25 protein-coding genes are annotated in these 24,902 nt (G+C 49.5%); 11 read left to right on the top strand and 14 right to left on the bottom strand.

The annotated features are described in order from the left end of the window. Positions 1-66 precede the first annotated feature (66 nt). The 5 genes from recR to DXA74_RS07990 all read left to right on the top strand — a co-directional run bounded on the left by recR (position 67) and on the right by DXA74_RS07990 (position 5,034). Positions 67-684, top strand: a complete 618-nt coding sequence (gene recR, locus DXA74_RS08010; RefSeq protein WP_118526441.1) for a recombination mediator RecR — start codon at positions 67-69, stop codon at positions 682-684. A gap of 5 nt (positions 685-689) precedes the next feature. Beyond that, entirely contained in the window at positions 690-1,130 is a 441-nt protein-coding gene (locus DXA74_RS08005) for a hypothetical protein (RefSeq protein ID WP_118526439.1), read from the top strand. 28 nt (positions 1,131-1,158) lie between these two features. After that, positions 1,159-2,349, top strand: coding sequence for a glycosyltransferase family 2 protein (locus tag DXA74_RS08000; RefSeq protein ID WP_118526483.1), 1,191 nt, complete (start codon positions 1,159-1,161; stop codon positions 2,347-2,349). Continuing rightward, a complete protein-coding gene (locus DXA74_RS07995; protein WP_118526437.1) occupies positions 2,336-2,878 on the top strand; it encodes a GNAT family N-acetyltransferase in 543 nt (180 codons plus the stop codon). Before DXA74_RS08000 ends, DXA74_RS07995 begins: the two co-directional genes overlap by 14 nt. 83 nt (positions 2,879-2,961) lie before the next feature. Further along, entirely contained in the window at positions 2,962-5,034 is a 2,073-nt protein-coding gene (locus tag DXA74_RS07990; protein ID WP_118526435.1) for a cation:proton antiporter, read from the top strand. Positions 5,035-5,214: 180 nt separating this feature from the next. Here DXA74_RS07990 and DXA74_RS07985 read toward each other — a convergent pair whose 3' ends face one another. After that, on the bottom strand, positions 5,215-6,546 hold the full coding sequence (locus DXA74_RS07985) for an MATE family efflux transporter (protein ID WP_118526433.1): 1,332 nt from the start codon (positions 6,544-6,546) through the stop codon (positions 5,215-5,217). Positions 6,547-6,663: 117 nt separating this feature from the next. Next, complete coding sequence (locus DXA74_RS07980; RefSeq protein WP_118526431.1) at positions 6,664-7,131, bottom strand: MaoC family dehydratase; 468 nt, start codon at positions 7,129-7,131, stop codon at positions 6,664-6,666. A gap of 174 nt (positions 7,132-7,305) precedes the next feature. Between DXA74_RS07980 and kdsA the strand changes: the two genes are divergently transcribed. From kdsA to DXA74_RS07965, 3 genes are read left to right on the top strand one after another with little or no spacing between them, the layout of a single operon-like run. After that, positions 7,306-8,058, top strand: a complete 753-nt coding sequence (gene kdsA / locus DXA74_RS07975; protein WP_118526481.1) for a 3-deoxy-8-phosphooctulonate synthase — start codon at positions 7,306-7,308, stop codon at positions 8,056-8,058. Continuing rightward, complete coding sequence (locus DXA74_RS07970; protein ID WP_199666127.1) at positions 8,058-9,005, top strand: SIS domain-containing protein; 948 nt, start codon at positions 8,058-8,060, stop codon at positions 9,003-9,005. Before kdsA ends, DXA74_RS07970 begins: the two co-directional genes overlap by 1 nt. A gap of 1 nt (position 9,006) precedes the next feature. Further along, on the top strand, positions 9,007-10,281 hold the full coding sequence (locus tag DXA74_RS07965; protein ID WP_118526427.1) for a phosphatidylserine/phosphatidylglycerophosphate/cardiolipin synthase family protein: 1,275 nt from the start codon (positions 9,007-9,009) through the stop codon (positions 10,279-10,281). 110 nt (positions 10,282-10,391) lie between these two features. On the opposite strand, the gene DXA74_RS07960 is transcribed toward DXA74_RS07965, so the two are convergent. From DXA74_RS07960 to nth, 6 genes are all read right to left on the bottom strand, one after another. Further along, on the bottom strand, positions 10,392-12,581 hold the full coding sequence (locus tag DXA74_RS07960; protein ID WP_118526425.1) for a lipopolysaccharide assembly protein LapB: 2,190 nt from the start codon (positions 12,579-12,581) through the stop codon (positions 10,392-10,394). A 5-nt stretch (positions 12,582-12,586) separates the two neighbouring features. Continuing rightward, positions 12,587-13,540, bottom strand: a complete 954-nt coding sequence (locus DXA74_RS07955) for an ABC transporter substrate-binding protein (RefSeq protein WP_147401053.1) — start codon at positions 13,538-13,540, stop codon at positions 12,587-12,589. Positions 13,541-13,614: 74 nt separating this feature from the next. Next, complete coding sequence (gene pgk, locus DXA74_RS07950) at positions 13,615-14,865, bottom strand: phosphoglycerate kinase (RefSeq protein ID WP_118526421.1); 1,251 nt, start codon at positions 14,863-14,865, stop codon at positions 13,615-13,617. Positions 14,866-15,060: 195 nt separating this feature from the next. Next, on the bottom strand, positions 15,061-16,863 hold the full coding sequence (locus tag DXA74_RS07945) for a DNA mismatch repair protein MutS (RefSeq protein ID WP_118526419.1): 1,803 nt from the start codon (positions 16,861-16,863) through the stop codon (positions 15,061-15,063). A gap of 109 nt (positions 16,864-16,972) precedes the next feature. Beyond that, entirely contained in the window at positions 16,973-17,539 is a 567-nt protein-coding gene (locus DXA74_RS07940) for a Crp/Fnr family transcriptional regulator (RefSeq protein WP_118526417.1), read from the bottom strand. Between the two features lie 17 nt (positions 17,540-17,556). Then, the gene (nth, locus tag DXA74_RS07935; protein ID WP_118526415.1) at positions 17,557-18,216 is read right to left on the bottom strand and encodes an endonuclease III; all 660 of its coding nucleotides are present in this window, start codon (positions 18,214-18,216) and stop codon (positions 17,557-17,559) included. A 191-nt stretch (positions 18,217-18,407) separates the two neighbouring features. Between nth and DXA74_RS07925 the strand changes: the two genes are divergently transcribed. From DXA74_RS07925 to DXA74_RS07915, 3 genes are read left to right on the top strand one after another with little or no spacing between them, the layout of a single operon-like run. Continuing rightward, positions 18,408-19,697 (top strand): M64 family metallopeptidase, encoded by a 1,290-nt coding sequence (locus DXA74_RS07925; protein ID WP_118526411.1) that lies wholly within the window; start codon positions 18,408-18,410, stop codon positions 19,695-19,697. A gap of 18 nt (positions 19,698-19,715) precedes the next feature. Continuing rightward, positions 19,716-20,036, top strand: a complete 321-nt coding sequence (locus DXA74_RS07920; RefSeq protein WP_118526409.1) for a heavy metal-binding domain-containing protein — start codon at positions 19,716-19,718, stop codon at positions 20,034-20,036. 17 nt (positions 20,037-20,053) lie between these two features. Further along, the gene (locus tag DXA74_RS07915) at positions 20,054-20,374 is read left to right on the top strand and encodes a multidrug efflux SMR transporter (RefSeq protein ID WP_118526407.1); all 321 of its coding nucleotides are present in this window, start codon (positions 20,054-20,056) and stop codon (positions 20,372-20,374) included. A 94-nt stretch (positions 20,375-20,468) separates the two neighbouring features. On the opposite strand, the gene DXA74_RS07910 is transcribed toward DXA74_RS07915, so the two are convergent. From DXA74_RS07910 to pheS, 6 genes are all read right to left on the bottom strand, one after another. Beyond that, a complete protein-coding gene (locus DXA74_RS07910) occupies positions 20,469-20,930 on the bottom strand; it encodes a GNAT family N-acetyltransferase (protein ID WP_118526405.1) in 462 nt (153 codons plus the stop codon). A 66-nt stretch (positions 20,931-20,996) separates the two neighbouring features. Next, on the bottom strand, positions 20,997-21,380 hold the full coding sequence (locus DXA74_RS07905; RefSeq protein WP_118526403.1) for a DUF2023 family protein: 384 nt from the start codon (positions 21,378-21,380) through the stop codon (positions 20,997-20,999). 128 nt (positions 21,381-21,508) lie between these two features. Continuing rightward, positions 21,509-21,976, bottom strand: a complete 468-nt coding sequence (locus tag DXA74_RS07900; protein ID WP_118526401.1) for a nucleoside deaminase — start codon at positions 21,974-21,976, stop codon at positions 21,509-21,511. A gap of 198 nt (positions 21,977-22,174) precedes the next feature. Next, a complete protein-coding gene (locus tag DXA74_RS16860; protein ID WP_255420797.1) occupies positions 22,175-22,306 on the bottom strand; it encodes a hypothetical protein in 132 nt (43 codons plus the stop codon). Between the two features lie 271 nt (positions 22,307-22,577). Further along, positions 22,578-23,831: an MFS transporter gene (locus DXA74_RS07895; protein WP_118526399.1), complete on the bottom strand. Its 1,254-nt coding sequence runs from the start codon at positions 23,829-23,831 to the stop codon at positions 22,578-22,580. Next, a complete protein-coding gene (gene pheS, locus DXA74_RS07890; RefSeq protein WP_118526397.1) occupies positions 23,791-24,810 on the bottom strand; it encodes a phenylalanine--tRNA ligase subunit alpha in 1,020 nt (339 codons plus the stop codon). The genes DXA74_RS07895 and pheS overlap by 41 nt, the downstream gene beginning before the upstream one ends. Positions 24,811-24,902 lie beyond the last annotated feature (92 nt).

Below are 24,902 nucleotides of genomic sequence, written 5' to 3'. Positions count from 1 at the left end.
GATATAATAATTTAATTTGGTTTTGGTATCTTTGCTCCTAATTATGCATTTCTAATGAATAAAAACATGTCTCAACAATATTCTTCCGCCTTGTTGGAGAAGGCTGTTTCCGAGTTCTCCAAGCTCCCCGGCATCGGTCCGAAAACGGCCATGCGTCTGGTGTTGCATCTGTTGCGTCAGAATGTGGCTTCGGTGGAGAGTTTCGGTAATTCCATCATCAAACTGAAGCACGAAATCAAGTATTGCAAGATTTGTCACAACCTGTCCGACACGGACATCTGCAACATTTGCAGCAAGCCCGACCGCGATCATCAGACCATTTGTGTGGTGGAGAATATTCAGGATGTGCTGGCCATCGAGAATACCCATCAGTTTCACGGAGTGTATCATGTGCTGGGTGGGGTCATCTCTCCGATGGACGGTGTGGGACCTGCCGATTTGCAGATTGCATCGCTGGTGGACCGCGTGACCGGCTCTGAGGTAAAAGAGGTGATTCTGGCGCTCAGTCCGACGATGGAAGGAGACACCACCAACTTTTATATTTTCCGTAAACTGGCCGATACCGGCGTGAAACTGAGCATCATTGCCCGAGGAGTGGCCCAGAATGATGAATTGCAGTACACGGACGAGATTACTCTGGGGCGCTCTATTCTGAACCGTATTGTTTTTACCGGACAAATATAAATCACATGGACAAGACCATTTTCAATTTACGACTGAATTTCTTTTTCTGGCTGTTGTTGGCCTTACTGACTTTGGTGCTTTTTGAAACCGAATGCTGGATGCCGGGAGCATGGGCCGGAACGGGAATGTCGGAAGGCTTCTTTTTTCTGCAGACCATCATGATGATTGTCACCCTTTGTGTCATTCCGGTGGCACTGAAACTGCTGCACTGGCCGTGGGTGAAGAAGCAGATCACCGGCGACGGCCGTCAGGGGCAAAAGGCATATCTGCGATGGAGCATGCTGCGCTGCGGGGTGCTGGGAGTCTGTCTGTTGTTGAATCTGGTTATATATTATAATGTATTGGAGAAGTCCAATGCGCTCTGTGCGCTGATTCTGCTGTTGGCCTATTTCTTTTGCTGGCCTTCTGCTGTCAAGATGAAGGCCGAGACAGAATGTGTGGAATAAAAGTGCGGCAGACAAAAAGCAGAGTATCATGAAATTATCCGTCGTTATCGTCAATTTTAACGTAAAGTATTATCTGGAGCAGACCATTTGTTCGGTGTATCGGGCTGCCCGGAATCTGGAACTGGATGTGTGGGTGGTGGACAATGCCTCGACCGACGGTTCTCAGGAATATATCACTCACCGATATCCTCAGGTGCATTATCTTTATAATGAAGAGAATGTAGGTTTCTCGCGTGCCAACAATCAGGCTATCCGTCTTTCCGAAGGAGAGTATGTGCTGCTGCTGAATCCCGACACGATTGTGGGGGAGGATGTGCTGGATGCCTGTGTCCGTTTCCTGGACGACCATCCGCAGGCGGGAGCCGTAGGTGTGTCGATGCTCAAGGACGACGGAGGCTTTGCCTGGGAGTCACGGCGCGGAGTGCCTACTCCGTTCACTTCCTTCTGCAAGATGAGCGGACTGTGCAGCCTGTTCCCGAAGTCGCGCACCTTTGGCAAGTATTACATGCGCTATCTCGATAAGGATCAGGTTAATGAGATCGAGATTATTTCCGGAGCCTTCAATATGCTCCGCCGTTCTACGCTGGATCGTGTCGGACTGCTCGACGAAACTTTCTTTATGTATGGCGAGGACATTGACCTCTCTTACCGTATTCTTCTGGGAGGTTACCAGAACTATTACCTGCCGGTGCACATCGTTCATTATAAGGGAGAGAGCACCAAGAAGAGCTCTTTCCGTTATGTGCACACGTTTTACAACGCCATGCTGATTTTCTTCAACAAGCATTTCCGCCGGAAGCATCTGTTTCTCTCCTGGCTGATTCATCTTGCCGTGGTGCTGCGGGGAGCTCTGGATCTGCTGAAAAACAAATGTCTGCACCAGCAGGCCGATCCCGACGATGAGGCGGCCGGCAACCGGGTGCTGTGTCTGGGAGGGCGTGAGGCCTTGGCCGAGATGAAAAAGATTCTGGAAGACAACGGCATGGAAGCGGTGCTGGTTGAGACCGACGAGGAACGGATGCCCGAAGGACATCTTACCGAAGGGCTGGACTTTACGGCATACGATCGGGTGGCCTATGATGTGGATGCCTATTCCTTTCAGTGCATTCTGCAACAGCTCTACCGCGGTTGCGCGCGCAAACCGCTGTTGCTGGGCACCTATTCGCGCCAGTGGGGCCATCTGATTACACATAAAAGAATATGGTATGGAAAGAATTGACGACAAGCCCTTCTTCGAAGGACGGAAGGTGGTGCTCCGGGCCATGGAACCCGAAGACCTGGATACTCTTTATCAGATAGAGAACGACACCACACTATGGGCACACGGCATTTCCAATGTGCCCTATTCCCGTTATGCCTTGCGGAAATTCATCAACGAAAGCCTGAACGATATTTATGCCGACCATCAGCTGCGCCTGATTGTGGAGCTGAAGGAAACCCGTGAGATAGCCGGGTGTATCGACCTGTTTGATTACAGTGTGCGCCATCATCGTGCCGAGATAGGGCTGGTTATCCGAAAGCCCTTTCAGCGTCGTGGACTGGGGTGCGAGGCTTTGGGGCTGCTGTTGCGCTATGCCTTTTCTTTCCTCCGGCTGCATCAGGTCTATGCTTATGTGGCCAGTGAGAACACTCCGGCTGCTTCGCTGTTCGAACAGACCGGTTTTGAGCGGAGCGCGGTTCTGAAAGACTGGATTCAGGAGGCCGGGGAGTATAAGAGTGTGGTTCTTTATACTTTATGTCAGGATTGAATCGGTATAAAAAACGGCGTTTTGCTTGCTCATGTAAGGAAAAAGTATAACTTCGCACTATAAATTCTCAAAAAAGGTGGCCTATGTTATACTATGCTTTAAACCTTACCTTGCCTCTTGAGGATCCCATTCTGAAGTTCCTCATTATCCTTCTGATTATTTTAGGGGCACCTTTGCTGCTGAACAAACTGAAGATTCCCCATCTGTTAGGCCTGATTATAGCCGGAGCCATTATCGGACCGCACGGTTTCAACCTGGTGTTGCGCGACAGCAGCATTATCATGTCCGGAACAGCCGGTCTGCTGTATATCATGTTTCTGGCCGGTATGGAGATAGACATGAACGATTTCAAACGCAACAGTTTGAAAAGTCTTGTTTTCGGCTTATACACCTTTATGATTCCCATGCTGGTGGGCACTGCGGTGGGCCGGTGGGTGTTGGGCTTTTCGTGGCTCACGTCCGTGCTGCTGGCCAGTATGTTCGCTTCGCACACCCTCATTGCCTATCCCATCATCAGCAAATACGGCATCGTGAAGAATCCGGCGGTAGGCATCACCGTGGGCGGTACGATGGTGACCGATATGCTGGCTCTTTTGGTGCTGACCATTGTGGTGGGCATGACCACCGGTGAGGTAAATTCCGTGTTCTGGATTCGTCTGGGTGTGTCCATCCTGCTGTTTACCGCCATTATTCTTTTCCTTTTCCCTTTGATTACGCGCCATTTCTTCAAGCACGTAAGCGATTCCATTTCGCAGTATATCTATGTGCTTGCCCTGTTGTTCCTGGGAGCCTTTCTGGCCCAGCTGGCCGGCATAGAGGGTATTATCGGTGCCTTTCTGGTGGGACTGTCGCTGAACCGGCTGATTCCGCGAAGCTCCCCGCTGATGAACCGGGTGGAATTCGTGGGCAATGCCCTGTTTATTCCTTTCTTCCTGCTGAGTGTGGGTATGCTGATTGACTATCGGGCCTTTTTCGAGAGCTGGGAAACCCTGTTTGTGGGCGTGGTCATGATTCTGGTGGCCACGGGTACCAAGCTGGCTGCGGCCTGGTTCACCCAGCGCACGTTCCACTTTACGGCCGATCAGCGACGGGTGATTTTCGGACTGAGCAATGCGCAGGCAGCGGCCACTCTGGCTGCCGTTCTGGTGGGATATAACATTATTCTGGGCGAAGACGCACAGGGTAATCCGATCCGTCTGCTCAACGACAGTGTGCTCAACGACACCATCCTGATGATTCTGGTTACCTGCATCATTGCCACCGTCATTGCACAGAAAGGTGCCCGCAACATAGCACTGGAGGAAATGAAACATGCCGCCCCGAAAGACAAAAAGGAAATCTATCACGAGCATATCCTGATTCCGGTCAGCAACCGGCACACGGTTGAAGAACTGATCAACCTGAGTCTGGCTGTCAAGTACCCGCAGAACAAAGATGGTATTTATGCCCTGCGTGTCATCAACACCAACGAGTCGGACGAGCGGGAGCTCAAGGCTTCGAAAGCCCTGCTGGAGCAGGCCGTGCATACCGCGGCGGCAGCCGATGTGCATGTGCACGATCTGATTCGCTATGACTTGAGTGTATCCAACGCCATTTCCAGCGTGGTGCGCGAGAATGACATCACCGACATTGTGCTGGGACTGCACCAGAAACATTCCGTGCCGGCCGATATCTTGGGAAAAATCAACGATGGAGTCATCGGCCGAATCTGTGTGAATGCCTTTATCTACAAGGCTGTGCAGCCTCTGGCCACCGTGAAGCGGAACATCTTCATGGTTCCGACCAATGCCGAGAAAGAGACGGGATTCATGCATGTGTTGCAGAAAATCAAGACGATAACGGCCAATACCGGAGCCGCCGTGGTGGTCTATGCGGCCGAAGAGACCTTGGGAGTGATCCGGATTTTCTTTGGCGAAGAAGCGGCAAAGATTGATTTCCGCGATTTTGACGACTGGAATGATTTTCTGATCGCCTTCCGCGAGGTGAAGGCAAACGATTGCCTCTGGATTCTGTTGAGCCGTCGCGACGGCTTGTCCTATCACCCGATTATGCCGAAGATACCGGGCTATCTGAACCGCTATCTGCAAAACAACAACTTCATCCTGATTTATCCGCAGCAGGATGAAGAGGCAGAAAAGGGGCCGTTCCTCATCTGAAAAAAAGCTGTTTTCTGCATGGCGGAACAACAGCATCATCATGTCTTAGAATCATCCCGATCTTTTTCCGAAAGCATTGGGATGATTTTTTTATTTCATTGGGATGAAATTTTTGGGGGGAGAAGAAAAAAGGCGGCACCCGTTACGATGGGTGCCGCCTTTGCAGGTATGCGGGTTGCATTAAATCTGTTTGCCTACCCAGTTGCCCTTGCGGATATACCGGAAACAGAGCAGGAAAAGTACCAGTCCGTAAACGTGTTCCGAAGTCCAGCAGAAAGCCACGTTCAGGCGCAGATGCATGATGATGATATAAATATAGACCACATAGACACACAAGGTGGACAGTTCGAGCAGGAAGGCTGTCCGTGTGTTGCCCGTTCCCGATACCGACTGGAAGAAGATGTTTCCCAGTGCGGTGATGAACGGCGTTGTGCAGAACACCCACAGCGAAGGAATGGCCGCCTCGATCAGGTCCGGCATGTCGGTGTAGATGCGCAGAATCAGCTGCGGGAAGCAGGCAAAGAAGCAGGCCATCGGCAAGATGATGTAATAGGCCAGCCGGATGTGTTGCCAGATGGTGGCACGCACCAGATCCGAGTCTCCGCGCCCGATGAGGTTACTCACCAGAGAGCTGCATGTGGCCGAGAAGGCTGATACAATCATGAACAGTATGCCCGAAATGTTGCGGATAATGTTCGTGATTGCGAGCGAACGTTCGCCCAGATGCTCCACAAACAGGAAGAAGAGGAACCAGGTGGACAGGGAGATAAAGTTCTGGATCATGGTCCAGATGGAGATATTCAGAATCTTTCCCAGACGGCGCCGGTTGAAGCGTCCGATCTTGTTCAGCCCGTATTTCTCCAGATCAATCTTCTTGACCGTGTAGATGATAAAGAACAGGGCCGACAGCATTTCGGCCAGGGAGGAGCCCAGCGCGGCACCGGCGATGCCCATTTGCGGGAATCCGAACTTTCCGAATATCAGGATGTAGTTGAACACCACATTCGAAGCCACCATCACCAGAGAGTTGAGTGTCAGCGTCTTGGTCTGGGTGGTTCCGACAAAGAAGGCGCGGAACATCACCGCGATAAACGAAAAGAAGAAACCGATGACACGGTATTCCAGATAACTCAGAGCCGCCTGACTGACGTGTGCGGAGGATACGATGGACGGAAGAATGTGGGGAGCCAGAATTCGGGTAGCCGTGAACGTGAGGGCCGCCAGAAAGATCATGAAGTACAGTCCCTGATAGAAGATGTCGCCGATCTCCTGATAATGCTGCTCTCCGTTTCGGCGGGCAATCAGAATCTGCGAACCGATGCTGAAGCCGAATCCGATCATGAAGATGGCCAGATAGAAGATACCTCCGATGGCAGAGGCACCGAGTTCCACTTCGCCCACACGCCCCAGAAAGGCGGTGTCGGTCATTCCGATCAGCTGTTCCATGATGAGGCTGATCAGAATCGGGTAGGCCACCTGTAATATTTCCTTGTTGCTAAAAGCTCTTGGCATATTGATTAGGGTTTTTAAGAAAGTAAAACGAGGGGTTAGCCGTGAACAAAAAATCTTGCTACCAAGCATGAAATACTTTATAGCAAGATTCTTATAAGAAATAATCAAGTAAGACGATTAGTTATTGAAATAGTAGATGAAGATGGCAACTCCCTCCAGGGCTTTCTTGTTGCTGTCTTTGATTTCAATAGTGAACTTGATTTCAGCTTTTGCAGCTCCGCGCAGGTTGGCCAGTGACTGGAGTTTGGTTTTCAAACGGATGCTGTCACCGCTCAGAACGGCCTGGCCGAACTTCATTTTGTCAATACCATAGTTAATCATCATTTTCAGGTTGTTCACCTCGATGATTTCATTCCACATGTGAGGCAACAGAGACAGGGTAAGATAACCGTGTGCGATGGTGCTCTTGAACGGGCTTTCCTTCTGCGCACGTTCTGTGTCTACATGAATCCACTGGTGGTCCAGAGTAGCGTCGGCAAACAGGTTGATGCGCTCCTGGGTTACTTCCAGATATTCAGAAACACCGAGTTCCTGACCCACATATTTTTCAAACTCTTCGTAAGAATTGATAATAAGTTTGCTCATGATTGAATTTGGTTTATTTGAATGAATTGCAAAGATACAAATTTTGCGGGGAATAAGCTAATATTTAGAGGCTTTCCTTATTTTATTCGTAGATTTAATATTTTTGCGGCAGTCAAAGAGAGAACAATCCGTGAAAAAATGGTATCTTTGCTCTATAAACTAATTCGTTTTTTTATGGAATCCATTTTTATTGCCGGTCCGTGTGTCATAGAATCCGAGGAGATTCTGCAGGAAGTGGCATCCGAACTGTTGCGTCTGAAAAATAAATACAATAAGGAAATCTATTTCAAGGCATCTTTCGATAAGGCGAACCGCACCTCCGTGCATTCTTATCGGGGACCCGGACTGGAGAAAGGCTTGCAGATGCTGGCCGACATCCGCGAAAAGTATGGACTGAAACTGCTTACCGACATCCACGAGAGCTGTCAGGCTGCGCCGGTGGGCGAGGTGGTTGATGTCATTCAGATTCCTGCTTTTCTGTGCCGGCAGACCGATTTGCTGGTGGCTGCGGCCAAGACCGGAAAGGTTGTCAACATCAAGAAGGCCCAGTTCCTGTCGGGACTGGACATGCAGTATCCGGTGGAAAAGGTAAAGGAGAGCGGCGGTCAGGAAGTCTGGCTCACCGAGCGTGGAAATATCTACGGATACAACAATCTGGTGGTCGACTTCCGGAACATTCCTGACATGATGCGCTTTACGCCCCGTGTCATCATGGACTGCACCCACTCGGTGCAGCGCCCCGGAGCAGCCGGCGGCAAGAGCGGCGGCAACCGTGAGTTCGTACCGTCCATGGCACTGGCAGCCAAGGCTTTCGGAGCCAACGGCTATTTCTTTGAGGTGCATCCTGATCCGGAGCAGGCATTGAGCGACGGACCGAACATGCTTTATTTGAAAGATCTGGAAGGTGTAATTCAAACTTTGTTATAATGGGAATAAGAGATGTTGCTATAAAGTGTTTCCGGGATGAGGCACAGGCCATTTTGGACCTGATTCCTCAGCTCGACGAGAATTTTGACCGTGCAGTAGAGTTGATCCTGGCCTGCAAGGGCAAGGTGATTGTAACCGGTGTGGGCAAGAGCGGACATATCGGCGCCAAAATGGCGGCCACCATGTCCAGTACCGGTACTCCGGCATTTTTCATCAATCCGCTGGATGTGTTCCACGGCGACTTGGGTGTGATGACCCCGCAGGATGTGGTGATTGCCATCTCCAATTCCGGTCAGACCGACGAGCTGCTTCGCTTTATTCCTTACCTCACCGAGCAGAAAATCCCGTTGATCGGTATTTCCGGCAATGCGGAATCACTGCTGGCCCAGTATGCTACCTGCCATCTTACGGCTCGTGTGGCCCGTGAGGCATGTCCGCTGAATCTGGCACCCACTTCTTCGACCACGGCCACTCTGGCTATGGGCGATGCGCTGGCCTGTGCGCTGATGGAAGAGCGTCATTTCAAGGCCAAGGATTTTGCGCAGTTCCACCCGGGCGGCTCTTTGGGCAAACGCCTGCTCACCACGGCGCGCAACATTATGCGCACTGAGGACTTGCCGGTGATTTCGCCCGATATGGTGTTGGGTGAGGCCATTCTTCACGTCAGCAAGGGTAAGTTGGGCCTGTGCATTGCCGTGCGCGACGGTAAGGTGGCCGGACTGATTACCGACGGTGACGTGCGCCGTGCCATGGAAAAGATGCACGACAAGTTTTTCAATATCCCGGTTTCCGAGGTGATGACACAGCACCCCAAAGTGGTTTCTCCGGATACTAAGGTGGATGCCATCCAGCAGATGATGATTTCGCAGAAAGTGCATACCGTGCTGGTGGTCGATGATGAGAATCACCTGTTGGGAGTGGTCGATCACTTTGGCTGCATGCTCTGACATGAACAGATGGATTGTCATACTATGCGTCTGGTTGATAGGGGCCGTTTCGTCCTTCTCGCAGGAGCGTAGCGATTCGCTCACCGTGGAATCTCTTGAGGAGATGGGGGTGGATTTTACACACGACAACCGTGTGGTGCTGCTTCGTAGCGGAAAGGAAAAGTTTGATGACATGCTTGCTGCCATCAGTCAGGCGCGTTATTATGTGCATCTCGAATACTTCAACTTCAGAAATGATTCCATAGGTAATGTCCTGTTTACCCTCCTGGCACAAAAGGCCCGCGAGGGTGTTCAGGTGCGGGCGCTGTTCGACAGTTTCGGAAACAGCAGCAACAGCCGTCCGCTCAAGAAACATGACTTGAATAAAATCCGTTCGGCGGGTATTGAAATCTATGCGTTCGACCCGATTGTTTTTCCGTGGATTAACCATGCCTTGCACCGTGATCACCGGAAAATCGTGATTATCGACGGCAAGATGGTCTACACCGGCGGAATGAATGTGGCCGACTATTATATCTACGGTAAGCCGGAATTTGGCGAATGGCGCGATATGCACATGCGCATCGAAGGCGGTGTCGTGGAGGATTATGAGGAGATTTTCAGCACGATGTGGGAGAAAACCACCGGAGGAGCCGTACCCGAGGATTCGCTCTTTGCCGAAGATATGCGCAAGGATACGACGGCATACACGGGACTGAAACCGGATACTTGTCTGAGTGCCGGCCACAAGATGGTGGGCGTGGTAGACCGGGTTCCGATAATCCGTCCCAAGATTATGCGCCGCTCATACCAGTATGCCATTGATCATGCCCGCTATCGGGTGCAGATCATCAATCCCTATCTGACTCTGGTACGCAGTGTGCGTAAAGCCTTGTACCGGGCTTTGGAGCGTGGTGTGCGTGTGGAGATTATGGTTTCCACCAAGTCGGATGTCAAGATTGTGCCCGATGTGGTGGCTTATAATGTGCATAAACTGATGAAACGGGGAGCGGAAATCTATTATTACGAAACCGGATTTCATCATACCAAGGTCATGATGGTGGACGATTCTTTCTGTACGGTAGGGTCGGCCAATCTGAACAGTCGCAGTCTCACTTTCGATTATGAGGTCAATGCGTTTATCATGGACAGTTGTACCACGCACCAGTTACAGTATATTTTTGAGGAAGACAAAAAGAAATCCACGCTGCTCACTCCTGAAAACTGGAAGCAGCGCCGCAATGTGTGGCAGCGTTTCAAGGGATGGTTCTTCCAGATATTGGTTCCGCTGATTTGAGAATATCACGGAACAGAATACTTACAGAGGCGGCTTCCTTTCGTTCGGATTGGTCCGAAACGGAAGGAAGCCGCCTCTGTTGTTTGAGTATGTTGTGTCGTTTTGCTGCCTTATTGCTGGTTTTCCGGTCTGATGATTTCTTTCATCAGGCAAATGTCTCTCCGGTTGATGCCGTACGATTCCAGAATGTCTTCATTCTCTTCAAAGGCATCCAGCCAGGTGCCTCTTTGGGAATCACTGCTTTTGCCGAATTCCCGGATAAAGGTCCGGTAGTGACTGATAGCCTTTTGGATGTCTCCGTTAATCCAGGCTGTGTTTCCGGCATTCAGGTAGTCTCCCCAGATAATTCCGTTTCCGGCCAGAAGCTGGTCGTAATACTTTTGTGCCGTTTCCGGCTTCTGGGTTTTTAGAGAACACCAGGCAATGCTGCGGTCAGCAAAGGAAGAGTTCTGCTCCAGATATTTCATTTTGTAGCATCTTTTCAGAGCTTCTTCATATTGTTCGCTTTCAATCAGGCTGAATACCATTCCGATTTCCAGATCTGTATCCAGCGGTTGGAGCTCTTCAATGCGTTTCAGATAGTTTACCCGCATGGTGTGCTTGTCCAGAAACAGGCAAAGCTGCTGGATGCTGAGCAGGATGTTGATGTTGTCCGGATCAAGCAGTTCGGCCTGTTGCTCATACTGCAAAGCGCGGGCAGAGGCTCCCTGTTGCTGATAGGTCACTGCCAGGGAATGCAGCGCCCAGGCATCGGCCGACTGGATCTCCAGCAAGGCAAGCAAGGCATCCTGTGCCTGCTGATATAATTCTGTCTTCATGAAGAAGCGGGCCATTTCGTTCAGGAATTCCCCTTTATTCACAATCTGCATCACGGGATTGCTTTCGGCAAAGAACGGAACTGCGTCGAACGGGTTCTTCAGATTCTTTTTCTGCAAGCTTTTGGTGTAGAAGCGGTATAAATCCTGAATGTGACTCCGTATGACGGACTGCTTTTCTTTTTCCGGATCGGGAACGATGCTCTGGTCTTCTATTTCCATTTGCATGCCGCCTTCGAGCATAGCGCCCCGCATGCTTTCCGGCATGTGGTTCAGGATATATCCCATGGCATATTTGTCCAGTTCGCAGAGTCTTTGCGAGCGTCCCAAGGTTTGCAGCATCTTTTCGCCCTGTTCATTTTTCCGGAAGTCCGCCAAATCTGGGTGATGGAGATCGAAATTGCAGAACCAGTTGTTGAACTTGGAGAAGAAAATGTTCCGGCACATGGAACTGAACAGGTTGTAGTTGATGTCATAACCTGTCTGGGTCATCTTGCTCAGGTGTTCCATATTATTCTCCAATGCAGCGCCCATACCTCCCATGTTTCCTTGGAGCAGGCTGTCGATACTCATGTTTGGATCCATCTGGTTCAGGTTGCCCAGTCCGGAGCGCATCATGTTCGGCAGAATGTCTTTATTGAGAATCTGTGAGGCTTTTTCGGTTTCCTTGCTCAGGAACAGCTGTTTCTGTATGCTGATGATGGCTTTGTCGATTCCCGGAACTTCTTTCAGCATAAGAAATTCATGATGGAACACCTCATCAATTTCAATCAGACTGCTGTGCTGATGATAGAGGATGAGTACGGCCGTCAGTGCCTGAATGCCGAGACGGACAGAGTTGCTTCTTACAAAGTGGAACAGTATCTTGAGTTTATTCAGGTCGAGCGCCTCCATGCAGTTCAGATAAAGAGCCTCGAGCAGCATGCAGGCATAAACTTCCGGCAGACGGTTGATGCAGGAAATCACAAGGCGTTTTTTCTCCTCGTCAAACAAGTCGGCGGTAAGCAGATAATTAAAGAAGCGGTTCAGTTCCCGATAGAGATCCTGATACAGATGTTCTATGCTTTCCTTGTTGCGGTCACCTTCAGAGGTGTAGTCTTCCAGTAAGGAAAGCGGTTTGAGAAGCGCTTCGATATAGCTGTTCGGATCGTCCGAAGAGATTGTCTGGTCTGTACGCATGGTCTCGCCGATATGATTGCTTCCGTAAAGGAGCAGATATTGGTGATGGATGCGGTAAAGCAGATTGCAGGCTCTCAGAAGGAAAGTCTGGTGCATGTTCTCCTTTTGCGGGTCGTTTCCTCCCTGTGCCATAAACTGAAGCATCAGTGCGTAGTCATTCCGGATGCTTTCTTCTTCAGTAATCAGATAGCTTTGTCTCAGTTCTTGCGATGCTGTTTTCATGGCATCGAGTGCACTGAAGAGCTGAAAACTGCCCAAAGCCTGGGTAGCCTGATCAAATAAATCTTTATAATTATCTGTATTCATGATGTTTATTTCGTAAGAAACGAGGTTACCAGTGTATCGCCGTTATATTGCTTGCTGATGAGTTCTTGTGCTCGAAGCCATTCGATGGCTTTTTGTACCTGTTTGGCATCAGGAACAGATGCTTTGTGGTATTTGGGAAGCTTCAGGGAGTCCAGAACCTGTTGTTTCAGTCCAAAAGGTTTCAGCAGGTTGCGTGCGGAGTCCTGATTGCTTTTATCTTTCATTTTTTGTACAGCCAAGTCATATCCTTGAATCAGCTGATGCAGCAGTTTGGCCTTTTTCGGATCTTTCTGGGCCTGCCAGCTGGCCATCATACACATCAGGTGAATCTTTTCTTTTGGGGTGCTGTAGATGCTTCTGTTTTTCAGAAGTCGTGCCTGTGTGGCATAAGGTTCGGGCAGAAATGCGGCATCGATTGTGGCATTCTGCACCATGGCTGCTCTCAACGAGATGTCGTTGATTTGTGGTTTGTATAATTCGTCCGGACTGATATTTCCTTTCTTTACAATTTCGCTGCAAAGATAGTCCGTGACGGAATGGCGCGCCATGCCCACCATTTTTTCCTTTAGTTGTTTGGGAGATTTCAGACGTTTGCTGAAGGCAGTAATCAGTTCGTGACTACCGTCTGTCCGCATGATCACATTCAAAGCCGTGTCTTTACTTTGTAAAAGGGCGGCCCGGATCAGGTCTGTATAGGCTACATCCACATGTTTCCGGCAGAAGGCTGTGTCGCAATCCATCTGAGCCATGTAATTTCTGATTTCGATATTGGCATTCAGACTGTCGAAGATACCTTGTTGCTCTGCATAATAAAAAGGAAGACAGTCTACAGTAGGCATCAAGGCCACGTAGAGTACGGTGGAATCTTGTGGGGATACTTTTTCAGCCTGTTTGTTACCGGTTTTGTGGCATGACGCCAGACCGGCCAGGGCTGCCAGCAATAGGAATACCTTTTTCATGAATGTAGAATTAAAAGAAAGGGTAACCCGATAAAACAAGTTACCCTTTCCTGATGGATTATCAAATAAAATGATTATTCGCCTTTGATAGCTGCGATACCCGGAAGGATCTTACCTTCGATAGCTTCCAACAGAGCACCACCACCGGTAGAGATGTAAGAAACCTGGTCAGCCATACCAAACTTGTTGATACATGCTACTGAGTCACCACCACCGATCAGAGAGAAAGCACCCTCTTTGGTAGCTTCAGCGATAGCCTCGGCGATAGCCTTTGAACCAGCTGCAAAGTTATCCATTTCGAATACACCGGCAGGACCGTTCCACAAGATAGTCTTGGCACCCTTGATAGCAGCCTTGAACTCTTCCTGAGTCTTAGGACCTGCATCCAGACCCATCCATCCGTCAGGAATATTGCTGTCTGCACATACCTGAGTGTTGGCATCGTTAGCAAACTTGTCAGCAGCGATGCAGTCGCAACCCAATACCAAGTTTACACCTTTAGCCTTAGCCTTAGCGATGATATCCAAAGCCAGCTGCAGTTTGTCGTCCTCTACCAAAGAGTTACCGATCTTACCACCCTGAGCCTTAGCGAATGTGAAGGCCATACCACCACACAGGATCAAGTTGTCTACCTTGTCCATCAAGTTCTCGATGATACCGATCTTGGTAGAAACCTTAGAACCACCCATGATAGCAGTGAATGGGCGCTTGATGTCTTTCAATACATTGTCAACAGCCTGAACTTCCTTCTCCATCAGATAACCCAACATCTTATTGTCAGCGTCGAAGTAGTCAGCGATAACAGCTGTAGAAGCGTGCTTGCGGTGAGCTGTTCCGAATGCATCCATTACGTAGCAGTCAGCGTAAGAAGCCAAAGTCTTGGCGAATTCTTTCTGAGCAGCCTTCATAGCCTTCTTAGCCTCTTCGTAAGCAGGATCTTCCTTATCGATACCTACTGGCTTTCCTTCCTCTTCAGGATAGAAACGCAGGTTCTCCAACAGCAGTACTTCACCCGGCTTCAAAGCAGCGGCAGCCTCAGCAGCCTTAGCGCAGTCCGGTGCGAACTGTACAGGTACACCCAACTTCTCAGAAACAGCGTCAACGATCTGGCTCAAAGAGTATTTAGCGTTTACCTTACCTTTTGGCTTACCCATGTGTGACATGATGATCAGAGCACCACCGTCCTTCAGGATCTTAGTCAAAGTAGGGAGGGCACCGCGGATACGGGTGTCATCAGTGATTTTACCATTCTCATCCAATGGAACATTGAAGTCCACACGAACAATTGCCTTTTTGCCGGCAAATTTGTAACTGTCGATAGTCATAATTCTTTTATTTAGTTATTAAAATGGTTTGTCTTGTTCTCTTTTCAAGTCCTTGCAAATTTAATAAAAAAAATAATAGGACATGTTTTTTGGGCGATAAAATCTAGTAAAATTTTCGTTCAGCCGCAGGTGTGCGTTTGATTCTTCCCGACGGTTGTTGAGGCGGACCCGTAAACTGGCTTGCCTTCCCAAAGGTCAGTCCTGCCGGCACGATTCCAGAATATCCTGAAGCAGATAGGAGGCATTCAGGTTCTGGGCCACTCCCTTTTGGATGCGGTAACTGTAGCGGATGTCGTGTGCCAGTTCTATCTCAAAGCAGTAGTTTTGATAGAGCGAGGCATCCTTTTCTTCCAGTCGGGCCAGTTCCAGGTCGTGTGTGGCAATCAGAGCCGACATGTTGTAGCAGGCTATTTCGTTCAGGAAGAGGATAGAACCCTGTAACTTGTCCTTGGAGTTGGTGCCTTTCAGAATCTCATCGAGGATGATGAGTGTGTAGTCCTGATGACGGACATGCTGAATGAGCTGTTTCAGGCGGAGCAGTTCCGCATGGAAATAGGAGAGGTCGCGCGACAGATTGTCGGCGGTGCGCATGCTGGAGAAGAGCGACACGATGGAGAAACCGAACTCACGGGCACAGACCGGTGCTCCGGTGGTGGCCAGAATATAGTTCACGCCTATGGTGCGCAGGAAGGTGCTTTTGCCGGCCAAGTTCGCGCCCGTAACGATGGCGATGCGTTTCTTGTCCAATGTAAAGCTGTTGGCCACCGGTTGTTTGTGTGCCAGAAAGGGGTGATAGGTGTCGCAAGCCCGAATCACCGGATCGGTGGCATCCGTAAGAATTTGCGGGATAGTGTTGTTCGGATTGTTGGCGGCATAGTTTCCCAGGCTGACCAAAGCGTCAAATTCGGACACCTGATTCACCCACATTTCCACGTGCGGCAGGTATCTCGTCATCCATTCGTCAAATTTCCGTTGTAGGAGAAGGTCATACAGGAACAGTCCGTTCAGGACGACATACATCAGCGCATTGCTCCGCTGGTCGAACAGATTTTGCAGACGGGTCAGTTGCCTGAAGGCGCGGATACTGTTTTCCGGTCCTTCAAACAGTTGCTTTTGAAGATGTTTCAGAGCTTCTGCCTGAAACGGTTCCTGTTGAATTTCGCGCAAAAGGTCCAGATAGCCTTTGAATTCATGGTGCAGCTTATCGGTAGCGAGAATCGTGTGCTGCATCTTCTTGCCCCGGATGATGCAGACAGCCAGCTGAATGAAGAAGAGCAGGGAAAACCACACCCCCGGCCACCAGTCGCAGATATAGCCGAGCAGGGCCAGTAAGGTCAGTGCGGAAGAGGCGTAAGGAATCAGGTGCTGTATCTTGCCGACAGGAGATACCGGCGCATTGCTTAAAGATTTTGAGGACATTTCCCGGCACAGTTGCACAAACTTGCTTTGTACCTGTTCACCGGCCATGAAGCGCAGACGCCAGTCGAACCGTCCGCTCAGATCGTTTATGGCCTGCTGATTGGCCTTGATGGTCTCGATATCCGTTTCCAGAACCGACAGTTTTCGGGCCAGACGGTCGCTGCCTTCCTCGGTGCGGGTGCGGTTGATGCGCTGGAACAGTGAGTCGCGACCGAAAATATCCAGGTTGTATGCAAATTCATGTTCCGGTGAGGCATAACGCGCTCCGTCGTCGAATGCCCGGAAATCTCCTCTCAGATAGCCCAGTTCATTCTGACAGGCTTTGATCAGAGCATCCATCCGTTCCATGTCGCGGATGCAGCGTCCGTCGCGGATCAGTGCGAATACATAAACCGCAGCACTGATCAAAGCCAGGGCACTGAAGAGTAAAACATAAGGCATGGTACAGGCGCCATAGATGAACGCAGCCATAGCCAGAAATGAAACCAGCTTCAGTGAGAGCAGAAACTGGCTTTTCTTTTTTCTTTTTCTTCGTTCGGTCTGTAAGCGGCCGATGGTTTCCGTGTATTTTTTCTCCATAAGAAACAAGTGTTTTTATTTTCAAAAGTAGTCAGTTTCCTTGGGGAGACAAAATTGAAGGAGAGAAAATCTTGCTGCCCGATTTAAAATCTAAACAAATGTTTAGCGCTTATTCCTGCAAAAGTTTCTTTCGGATGCGGCTCATGTGTATGGGAGTGATGCGCAGGAACGAGGCGATTTCCTTGAGCGGTATCCGCTGGACCATTTCCCGGTGTTGCCGGAGGAGCTGTTGGTAACGCTCTTCGGGAGTGAAACGGTACAGGTCCATATAGCGGGAATAAATCTGCATGAACAGCTGTTCGGCTGCGATGCGGGCATGCGTCTGATTCTCCAGACTCTGCTCGAAATGTTGCATTAATTTTTTTGCCGGACACAGAATCACCCGGCAGGGAGTGAGGGCCTGGATCTGCACTTCCGGTTTCCGCTGATACAGACAGTTGGGATAGTCGCCCACAAATTCACCTTCGAAGGCGAAGCCGATGGTGTGCGTCTTGCCTTCCGTGCCCGGACAGGAATATTTGAACACCCCGCTTTCTACCAGTCCTACGTAGGGAAACACCTCCCCATGAAGCAGATATTCCCCTTTCCGGTACGAACGCGTTTCACCATGTTGCAGACAGATGGTCCGAAAGAAGTCGGTGTCTATTTCCGACATATAACGATTGTATGGAGCCATGAGCTGAGGCTTTCCGGTTATTTCTTTTCCGACAATTTATACTTCTTGCGATATTCGCGGCAATAGGCTTTCAGACCGCAGGCATCGCATTTGGGATTGCGCGCCGTGCAGGTGTAGCGTCCGTGCAGGATGAGCCAGTGGTGCGCCTTGGGGATCAACTCTTCGGGGAAATAGCGCATCAGTTGTTTTTCCACGCTCAGCGGGGTGGTGCAGCGGTCGGTCACCAGACCGATGCGATGGCTCACGCGGAACACATGCGTGTCCACTGCCATAGCCGCCTTTTGGAAAATTACTGCCTGAATCACATTGGCCGTTTTGCGTCCCACTCCCGGCAGGCGCACCAGCTGGTCCAGGTCCGAAGGAACCTCTCCCTGATAGTCTTCCAGCAGCATGCGCGCCATGCCCACCAGATGCTTCGCCTTGTTGTTGGGATAGCTCACACTGCGGATATATTCAAACACCGTGTCGGGGCTTTGGGCGGCCAGAGTCGCCGCGTCGGGAAAAGCCTCGAACAGAGCCGGAGTGATCTGGTTCACCCTTTTGTCGGTACATTGCGCCGACAGGATGACGGCCACCAGCAGTTCGAAAGGATTGGAATAGTGCAGCTCGGTTTCGGCCACGGGCATGGCCTCTTCAAAATAGTCGATAATATGTTGATACAGTTCTTTTTTAGTCATAGAATGATTGGATTTTTGGAGGAAGACATGAGGCTGCCTCCCGAAAAACATGATGCAATATTCGCAATTTTTTCGGAATCCGGCAAGAAAACTTCTTCTTGTTTCTCACTTCTTCCGCAACTACATTTAAAAACAAAGCTTGGCGAAGTCCCGAAAACTCTTTATTTTTGCGACAAAACCAATATACTGTTATGAAAAGAAAGAAAAGCATGCTGGCCGCTCTTCTGCTGTCCTGTCTGGGCATTTCGGGAGTGTGGGGCCAGAATTTTGACACCTATTTTGAGAACCGTACCTTGCGTCTGGACTATACCTTTTCCGGTACAGACAAGCAACAGCAACTGTTTGTAGACCAGCTTTGTTCGTTTCCGGGATGGGCCGGACGCCGTCATCATCTGAAGGACCTGCACCTGCGCGGCTACGGACAGATCACGATGTGCGATGCCGCCACGGGCGATACGATTTACCGCAATTCCTTCGCTACTCTGTTTCAGGAGTGGCAGGGCACCGAGGAGGCTACCCGTGTGGCCAAATCCTTTGAGAACTGTTTCCTGGTGCCTTATCCCAAAAACAAGGTGAACATCACCGTGTCCTTGTTCGACAATCGCGGAAAAATCTCCTCCTCGCTCACGCATCCTGTCGACCCGAAGGATATTCTGATCCGCCGGCTCGATTCGCTGCCCGTCACTCCGCACCGCTATATCCGTCAGAACGGCAGTCCGGAGCAGTGCATTGATGTGGCTTTTGTGGCCGAAGGCTATACCGCTGAGCAGATGCCCCAGTTCTACAAAGATTGCGAGGTGGCTGTGGAAGCGCTGCTCGACCACGAACCTTTTAAGTCGCAGCAGAAGCATTTTAACTTTGTGGCCGTGGCTTCGGAGTCGGACGATTCGGGAGTAAGCATTCCCGGAAAAGGCATCTGGAAGAAAACGGCCGTCGATTCGCATTTCGACACCTTCTATTCCGACCGTTACCTCACCACGCTGCACCTGAAGCAGCTGCACAATCTGTTGGCCGGAGTGCCCTATGAGCATATTGTGATTCTGGCCAATACGGAGAATTATGGCGGGGGCGGCATCTATAATTCCTACACGCTGACTTCATCGCGCCACGAGAGCTACCGCTCGGTGGTGGTGCATGAATTCGGACACAGCTTTGCGGGACTGGCCGACGAGTATTACTATGACGATGAGTTTGAGCCGATGTATCCGGCCGGCGTGGAGCCTTACGAACAGAATATCACCACGCTGACGGACTTTGACAGCAAGTGGAAGGACATGCTGCCCGAAGGTACCCCCATACCGACACCGGCCACGGGAAAAGACCTGTACACCAAAATCGGAGTGTACGAAGGTGGCGGTTATCAGTCAAAGGGCGTGTACCGCGCTTTTCAGGACTGCCGCATGAAGACGAACGACGCTCCGGTGTTCTGTCCCGTTTGTGTGCGCATTCTGGACCGTCTGATCCGTTTCTATACTGAATAACCTTAAAAACAGAAAGATATGATTGTAACGACAACCCCTTCGATTGAAGGAAAAAGAATTGTCCACTATTACGGAATCGTGAGTGGCGAAACCATTATCGGTGCCAATTTCGTGCGCGACCTGTTTGCTTCGGTGCGCGATATTTTCGGAGGCCGTTCCGGTTCGTACGAAGAAGTGCTGCGTGAAGCCAAAGCCACGGCGCTGAGCGAGATGCAGCAGGAAGCCGAGCGTCTGGGCGCCAATGCCATTGTGGGCATTGACTTGGACTATGAAACAGTAGGTTCCAACTCCAGCATGCTGATGGTGACTTGCAGCGGTACGGCCGTGTGGGTGGAATAAACAGAACAGACGGCTGTATGAGTTGGATAATCTTGATCATTGCCGGGTGCTTTGAATCGTGCTTTGCCTTTTGTCTGGGCAAGATGAAAGGCGTTTCCGGTATGGAGTTCTATTTGTGGGGAGCCGGTTTCCTGGTCAGCCTGACTTTGAGCATGCTGTTGCTGGCCAAGGCCGTGCAGACCCTGCCCATCGGTACCGCCTATCCCGTGTGGACCGGCATCGGCGCGGTGGGAACGGTGCTTCTGGGTATCCTTTTCTTTCACGAACCTGCCTCTTTCTGGCGCCTGTTTTTCATCGTCACACTGATCATCTCGATTATAGGGCTGAAGATGGTGTGATAAATGATCCCAATCAAATAAAAAAATCATCACGAGGATTTTTTCATTTCATCGTGATGATTTTTTTTGTTTGCAGCTGGCATATAGCCGGGCATTATTTGCCCAGTTGATTTTCAGCGTTTGCGTCTGCGCTAAAGTCAAGGGAAAATTTATAATGAAAATTGTGCATTCCCATTCGTTCATAAAAACAATGGGTTCGTTTTCGTAATTGATTGCACGCAACTTCTATCTGTACGCAACCAGCTTTTTGGGCTTCTTTGCACGCCTTTTCAAACATGTTTTTGCCGATACCTTTATTTCTGTATTCCTGGCAAACGGCAAATTCCATGATTTCACAGATTCGGGCTGCATGGTGTAGTTGCCATTCCATGCGCAGATTGATGACTCCTATTACCTGGTTTTCAACTTCACATACCAGACACAGAAAGTTGTCATCATGCAGTTGGGCTTCGTATATCCGGTTAAATTCGGTGACAGGTAGAGTTTTTTGCTCCATGTCGTTGATCAACTGTCGGATTGCTTCACAATCTTTCCCTGACGAACGTCTGATATTCATAGTTTATTCCTTTGTCTTTTACTACATTATTTATATAGTTCGGGGAGTCTGTTTGCAGAGATGCCCTCAGGCAATATCCTGACTGCTCTTGAGCTGCTCCGACTTGCGCGAGCAGAAGCGTTTGCACTGCATGCACACATCATATCCCAGCAGGGCTCCCAGAATGAAGTCCTCTTCGGGAGTAAGCAGATTGAGCGGACGGTCCACAAACATGCGGATGGCGGCAATACATTCCTCGCAACCGATAAACAGATTGATGCGGCAGCCGTCAATCTCCTGAATGGCATAGGCCAGTCCCTGACTTTTTACGCGTGCCACGGCATAATCCAGGTTTTTCTTGTTCATGGTGTAGAGAGCCATGCGTCGCACTCCTTTTTTCAGTTCGTAGATATGGTTAAACAGCACTTTTATTTCGGGGATGTTCAAATCCGGAAAATCTATTGTACTCATGTTCTAGCGGATATTTACAGTTTTTACGTACTGCAAAGTAACAGCATTCCGGAAAACCCGTCAATACCTTTTTTCCATGATTTTTTGCTCCGGTCTGTTCCCGATTATTGGGTATTTTCCACTGCTTCCTAGTATTTCACCTTGTCGGCTTTTCTTTTCCAGGCCTCAAATGCCCGCAGAGCCTCGTCGTGAAGCAGTTCGGTCATTTTCTTTTTCCGGTCCTTGCGGTCCAGAGCCAGTTCCTCGTAGATAAATGAGTCGTCAAAGCCGATGGCGGCCGCATCGTCCTTGTTGTTTCCGTAATAAATATGGTCAATGTGTGCCCAGTAGATGGCACCCAGACACATGGGGCAAGGTTCGCACGAGGTATAGATGTCGCATCCGCTCAGATCGAATGTACCCAGCAGGGCGCAGGCACTGCGTATGGCACTGACTTCGGCATGGGCCGTGGGGTCGTGGTTGGTGGTCACCCGGTTCACTCCGGTTGCAATGACTTCATTATCCTTTACGATGACAGCTCCAAACGGTCCGCCGCCGTTCTTGACATTTTCTATGGACAGAGTTATTGCCATTTTCATGAAATCTTCTTTTTTCATAGGCTTTGTTGATTTTTTCTTCGGTAAGTGACAAAGTTAGAGATTATTTGTAAAAAAACAACTTTTAGGGTTCTTTATTTACAAAAACTTTTTCGGAGGGGAGGAGGAGACGTAAGGGTACAAAAAAACGGAACCACATGGCTCCGCTCATATCTACAAATTAATAAATCTCAATTTTAAAGTGCAAAGCCCCGTTTATTAGCAGGCTGCACTGTTTTTCAAGTCCTCATCACGGAAAAACATTGTTGTTCCTTTCTTGAAGAACTTACCATTACTCTTGTTAAACTCTACTACTGCTGCACTAACACCGACAGCGATAATTACAAACATAAAAAATGCCATAATTCTTAATTTTTTGTATTAAACAATCTTTCGTCGCTCCGATCTCTATCGGTAGCCCTTTTTATTTGTGTTATCCTTTGTTTTGCACTGCAAAGATACGATGAAAAGTTCGCCTTCTCCAAATAAAAACATGCTTTTCAGCATAAAATGGCGCATTTATTGACTTATGTCAAGTGCATACACCTTTGTTACCATTACAAAACGAGATTTTCATTATCTTGTAGATTGTTTGTTACATATCCGTAACTTATGCTTGCCGCTATCTGAGCTTATTCTTCTGAAAATGCGGGGTAACAACACGGTTAAAGTATATCATGGATACCAGGCACAGGACGGTTCCAAACAGATAAACCGTGGAGAAGGAGAACCATTCGGCAATCAGACCGCCGGTGAGAATACCCAGTCCCACTCCCACATCCCAGGCGGTGAGATAACTGCTGGTGGCCGTGCCTCGCTGATTGTTGGGAGCCAGATTCACATAGAGCGTGTTGTAGGCCGGAAACATGGTGCCGAAGCCCACTCCAAGCATAAAGGGAATGGTGTAGAATACGACCAGACAGGCCATAGCGTTCAGACTGTGGATCCATCCGCAGGCCGAGAGCAACAGAAAGGCTGCCGTGACCAGATAGAATCCGTAGGAAATGGTTTCCGTGACATATCCGCGGTCCACATACCGGCCGGCAAACAGACGGCTCACTCCCATACCGGCAGCCATAAGCGTAAAGAAGAATCCTGTGGGGGCATCCAGTCCGATTTGTTCGGCATACATGGCTACATAGTTGGTGGTGGCCCCATAGGGAATGGAAAGCAGAAAAAGTGCTATACTGGCGGGAATACCTTTAATAAGAAAGAAGCGGTCGAGCGATATGGGCGGTCGCTTTACGGTTTGTTTCACCGGTGCCTTGACGGCTGAGGCTGCCAGCAGGCCGGCAATGCAGCTGCCCAGTCCGCAGCAGAATATGGCTTCGAAGGACACGTGATGATCGTGGAGCAGCAGTCCGGTCATCGGCCCGATGCTCATGGCAATGTTGTTGGTCAGTCCGTAGAATCCTAAGGCGGTGCCGCGCCGCTGTGAAGGTGTGATGTCGATGACCAGAGTGTTTCCACCGACGGTTACCGTACCGAAGGCAATGCCGTGCAACACGCGCAGCACAATAAAGAGCAGCAGACTCTTCGTACCGACATAGCCCGCAAAAATGAGCATGAATATAAGGTAAGCCACCAGATAAAGCGGTTTGCGCGGAAAACCGTCATAGAGGTAGCCCATGAACGGTCGGGTGCACAGCGAAGAGATGGTATAGGCACACAACACCAGTCCTATGGTACTCTCCGGACACTGGAAACTTTCTTTCAGATAAAAGGGTAAAACGGGTATTAGCAGCCAAAACCCGAAATACAACAGGAAATTGGCTGCTAATATACAAATGTAACTGCTTGTAAACAGTTTTTGAGTGTTATGTAAAGAAGCCGGATCAGTTGGCTGATTCGAACTCTTCAAGGAATCTGGTATCATTTTCAGAGAACATACGTAAGTCTTTTACCTGATACTTCAGGTTGGTGATTCGTTCGATACCCATACCGAAGGCATAGCCGGTGTAGACGCTGCTGTCAATTCCGTTGGCTTCCAGTACGGCAGGATCCACCATACCGCATCCCAGAATCTCAACCCATCCGGTGTGCTTGCAGAAAGAACATCCCTTACCGCCGCAGATGTTACAGCTGATGTCCATTTCGGCAGAAGGCTCGGTAAATGGGAAGTATGACGGACGCAGACGGATCTTGGTGTCGTTGCCGAACATTTCCTGAGCGAAGAGCAGAAGTACCTGCTTCAGGTCAGTGAAAGACACGTTCTTGTCGATATAAAGACCTTCTACCTGATGGAAGAAGCAGTGTGCACGGGCAGAAATCGCCTCGTTACGGTACACACGTCCCGGGCAGATGACACGGATAGGAGGCTGCTGGCTCTCCATGGTGCGTGCCTGTACGGATGAGGTGTGTGAGCGCAGGATGATGTCCGGATGAGCCTCTACGAAGAAAGTATCCTGCATGTCGCGTGCCGGATGATCATCGGCAAAGTTCATGGATGAATACACGTGCCAGTCATCTTCCACCTCAGGACCTTCGGCCATGGTGAAGCCCAAACGTGAGAAAATATCCACAATCTCGTTCTTCACGATAGTCAGCGGGTGACGGGTTCCCAGCTGGATCGGATAAGCGGTACGTGTGAGGTCCAGATCATCGTGACTGTTGTCTTGTATGGCTACAGCTTCTTTCAACGCATTGATCTGCTCCTGTGCTTTGTTCTTCAGCTCGTTCAGTTTCATACCCACTTCCTTTTTCTCTTCAGCAGGCACGTTTCTGAAATCTGCCATTAACGCATTGATCACACCTTTCTTACTCAGGTATTTGATTCTCAGAGCCTCTACTTCTTCAATACTGTTTGCTTGTAGAGTTTCTACTTCTTCAAGAAGTTGTTGAATTTTAGCTATCATAAATGTTCAGAAAATAGTTTTCGTTTTAAAATATGACAAAGGTAATCATTTATACGCAAAACTTTCACTCCTTTTAAAAATAAAAGCGTAAA

This window comes from Bacteroides sp. OF04-15BH (assembly GCF_003477995.1).
Taxonomy (GTDB): domain Bacteria; phylum Bacteroidota; class Bacteroidia; order Bacteroidales; family Bacteroidaceae; genus Paraprevotella.
This window is presented reverse-complemented; position numbering and strand designations above follow the sequence as displayed.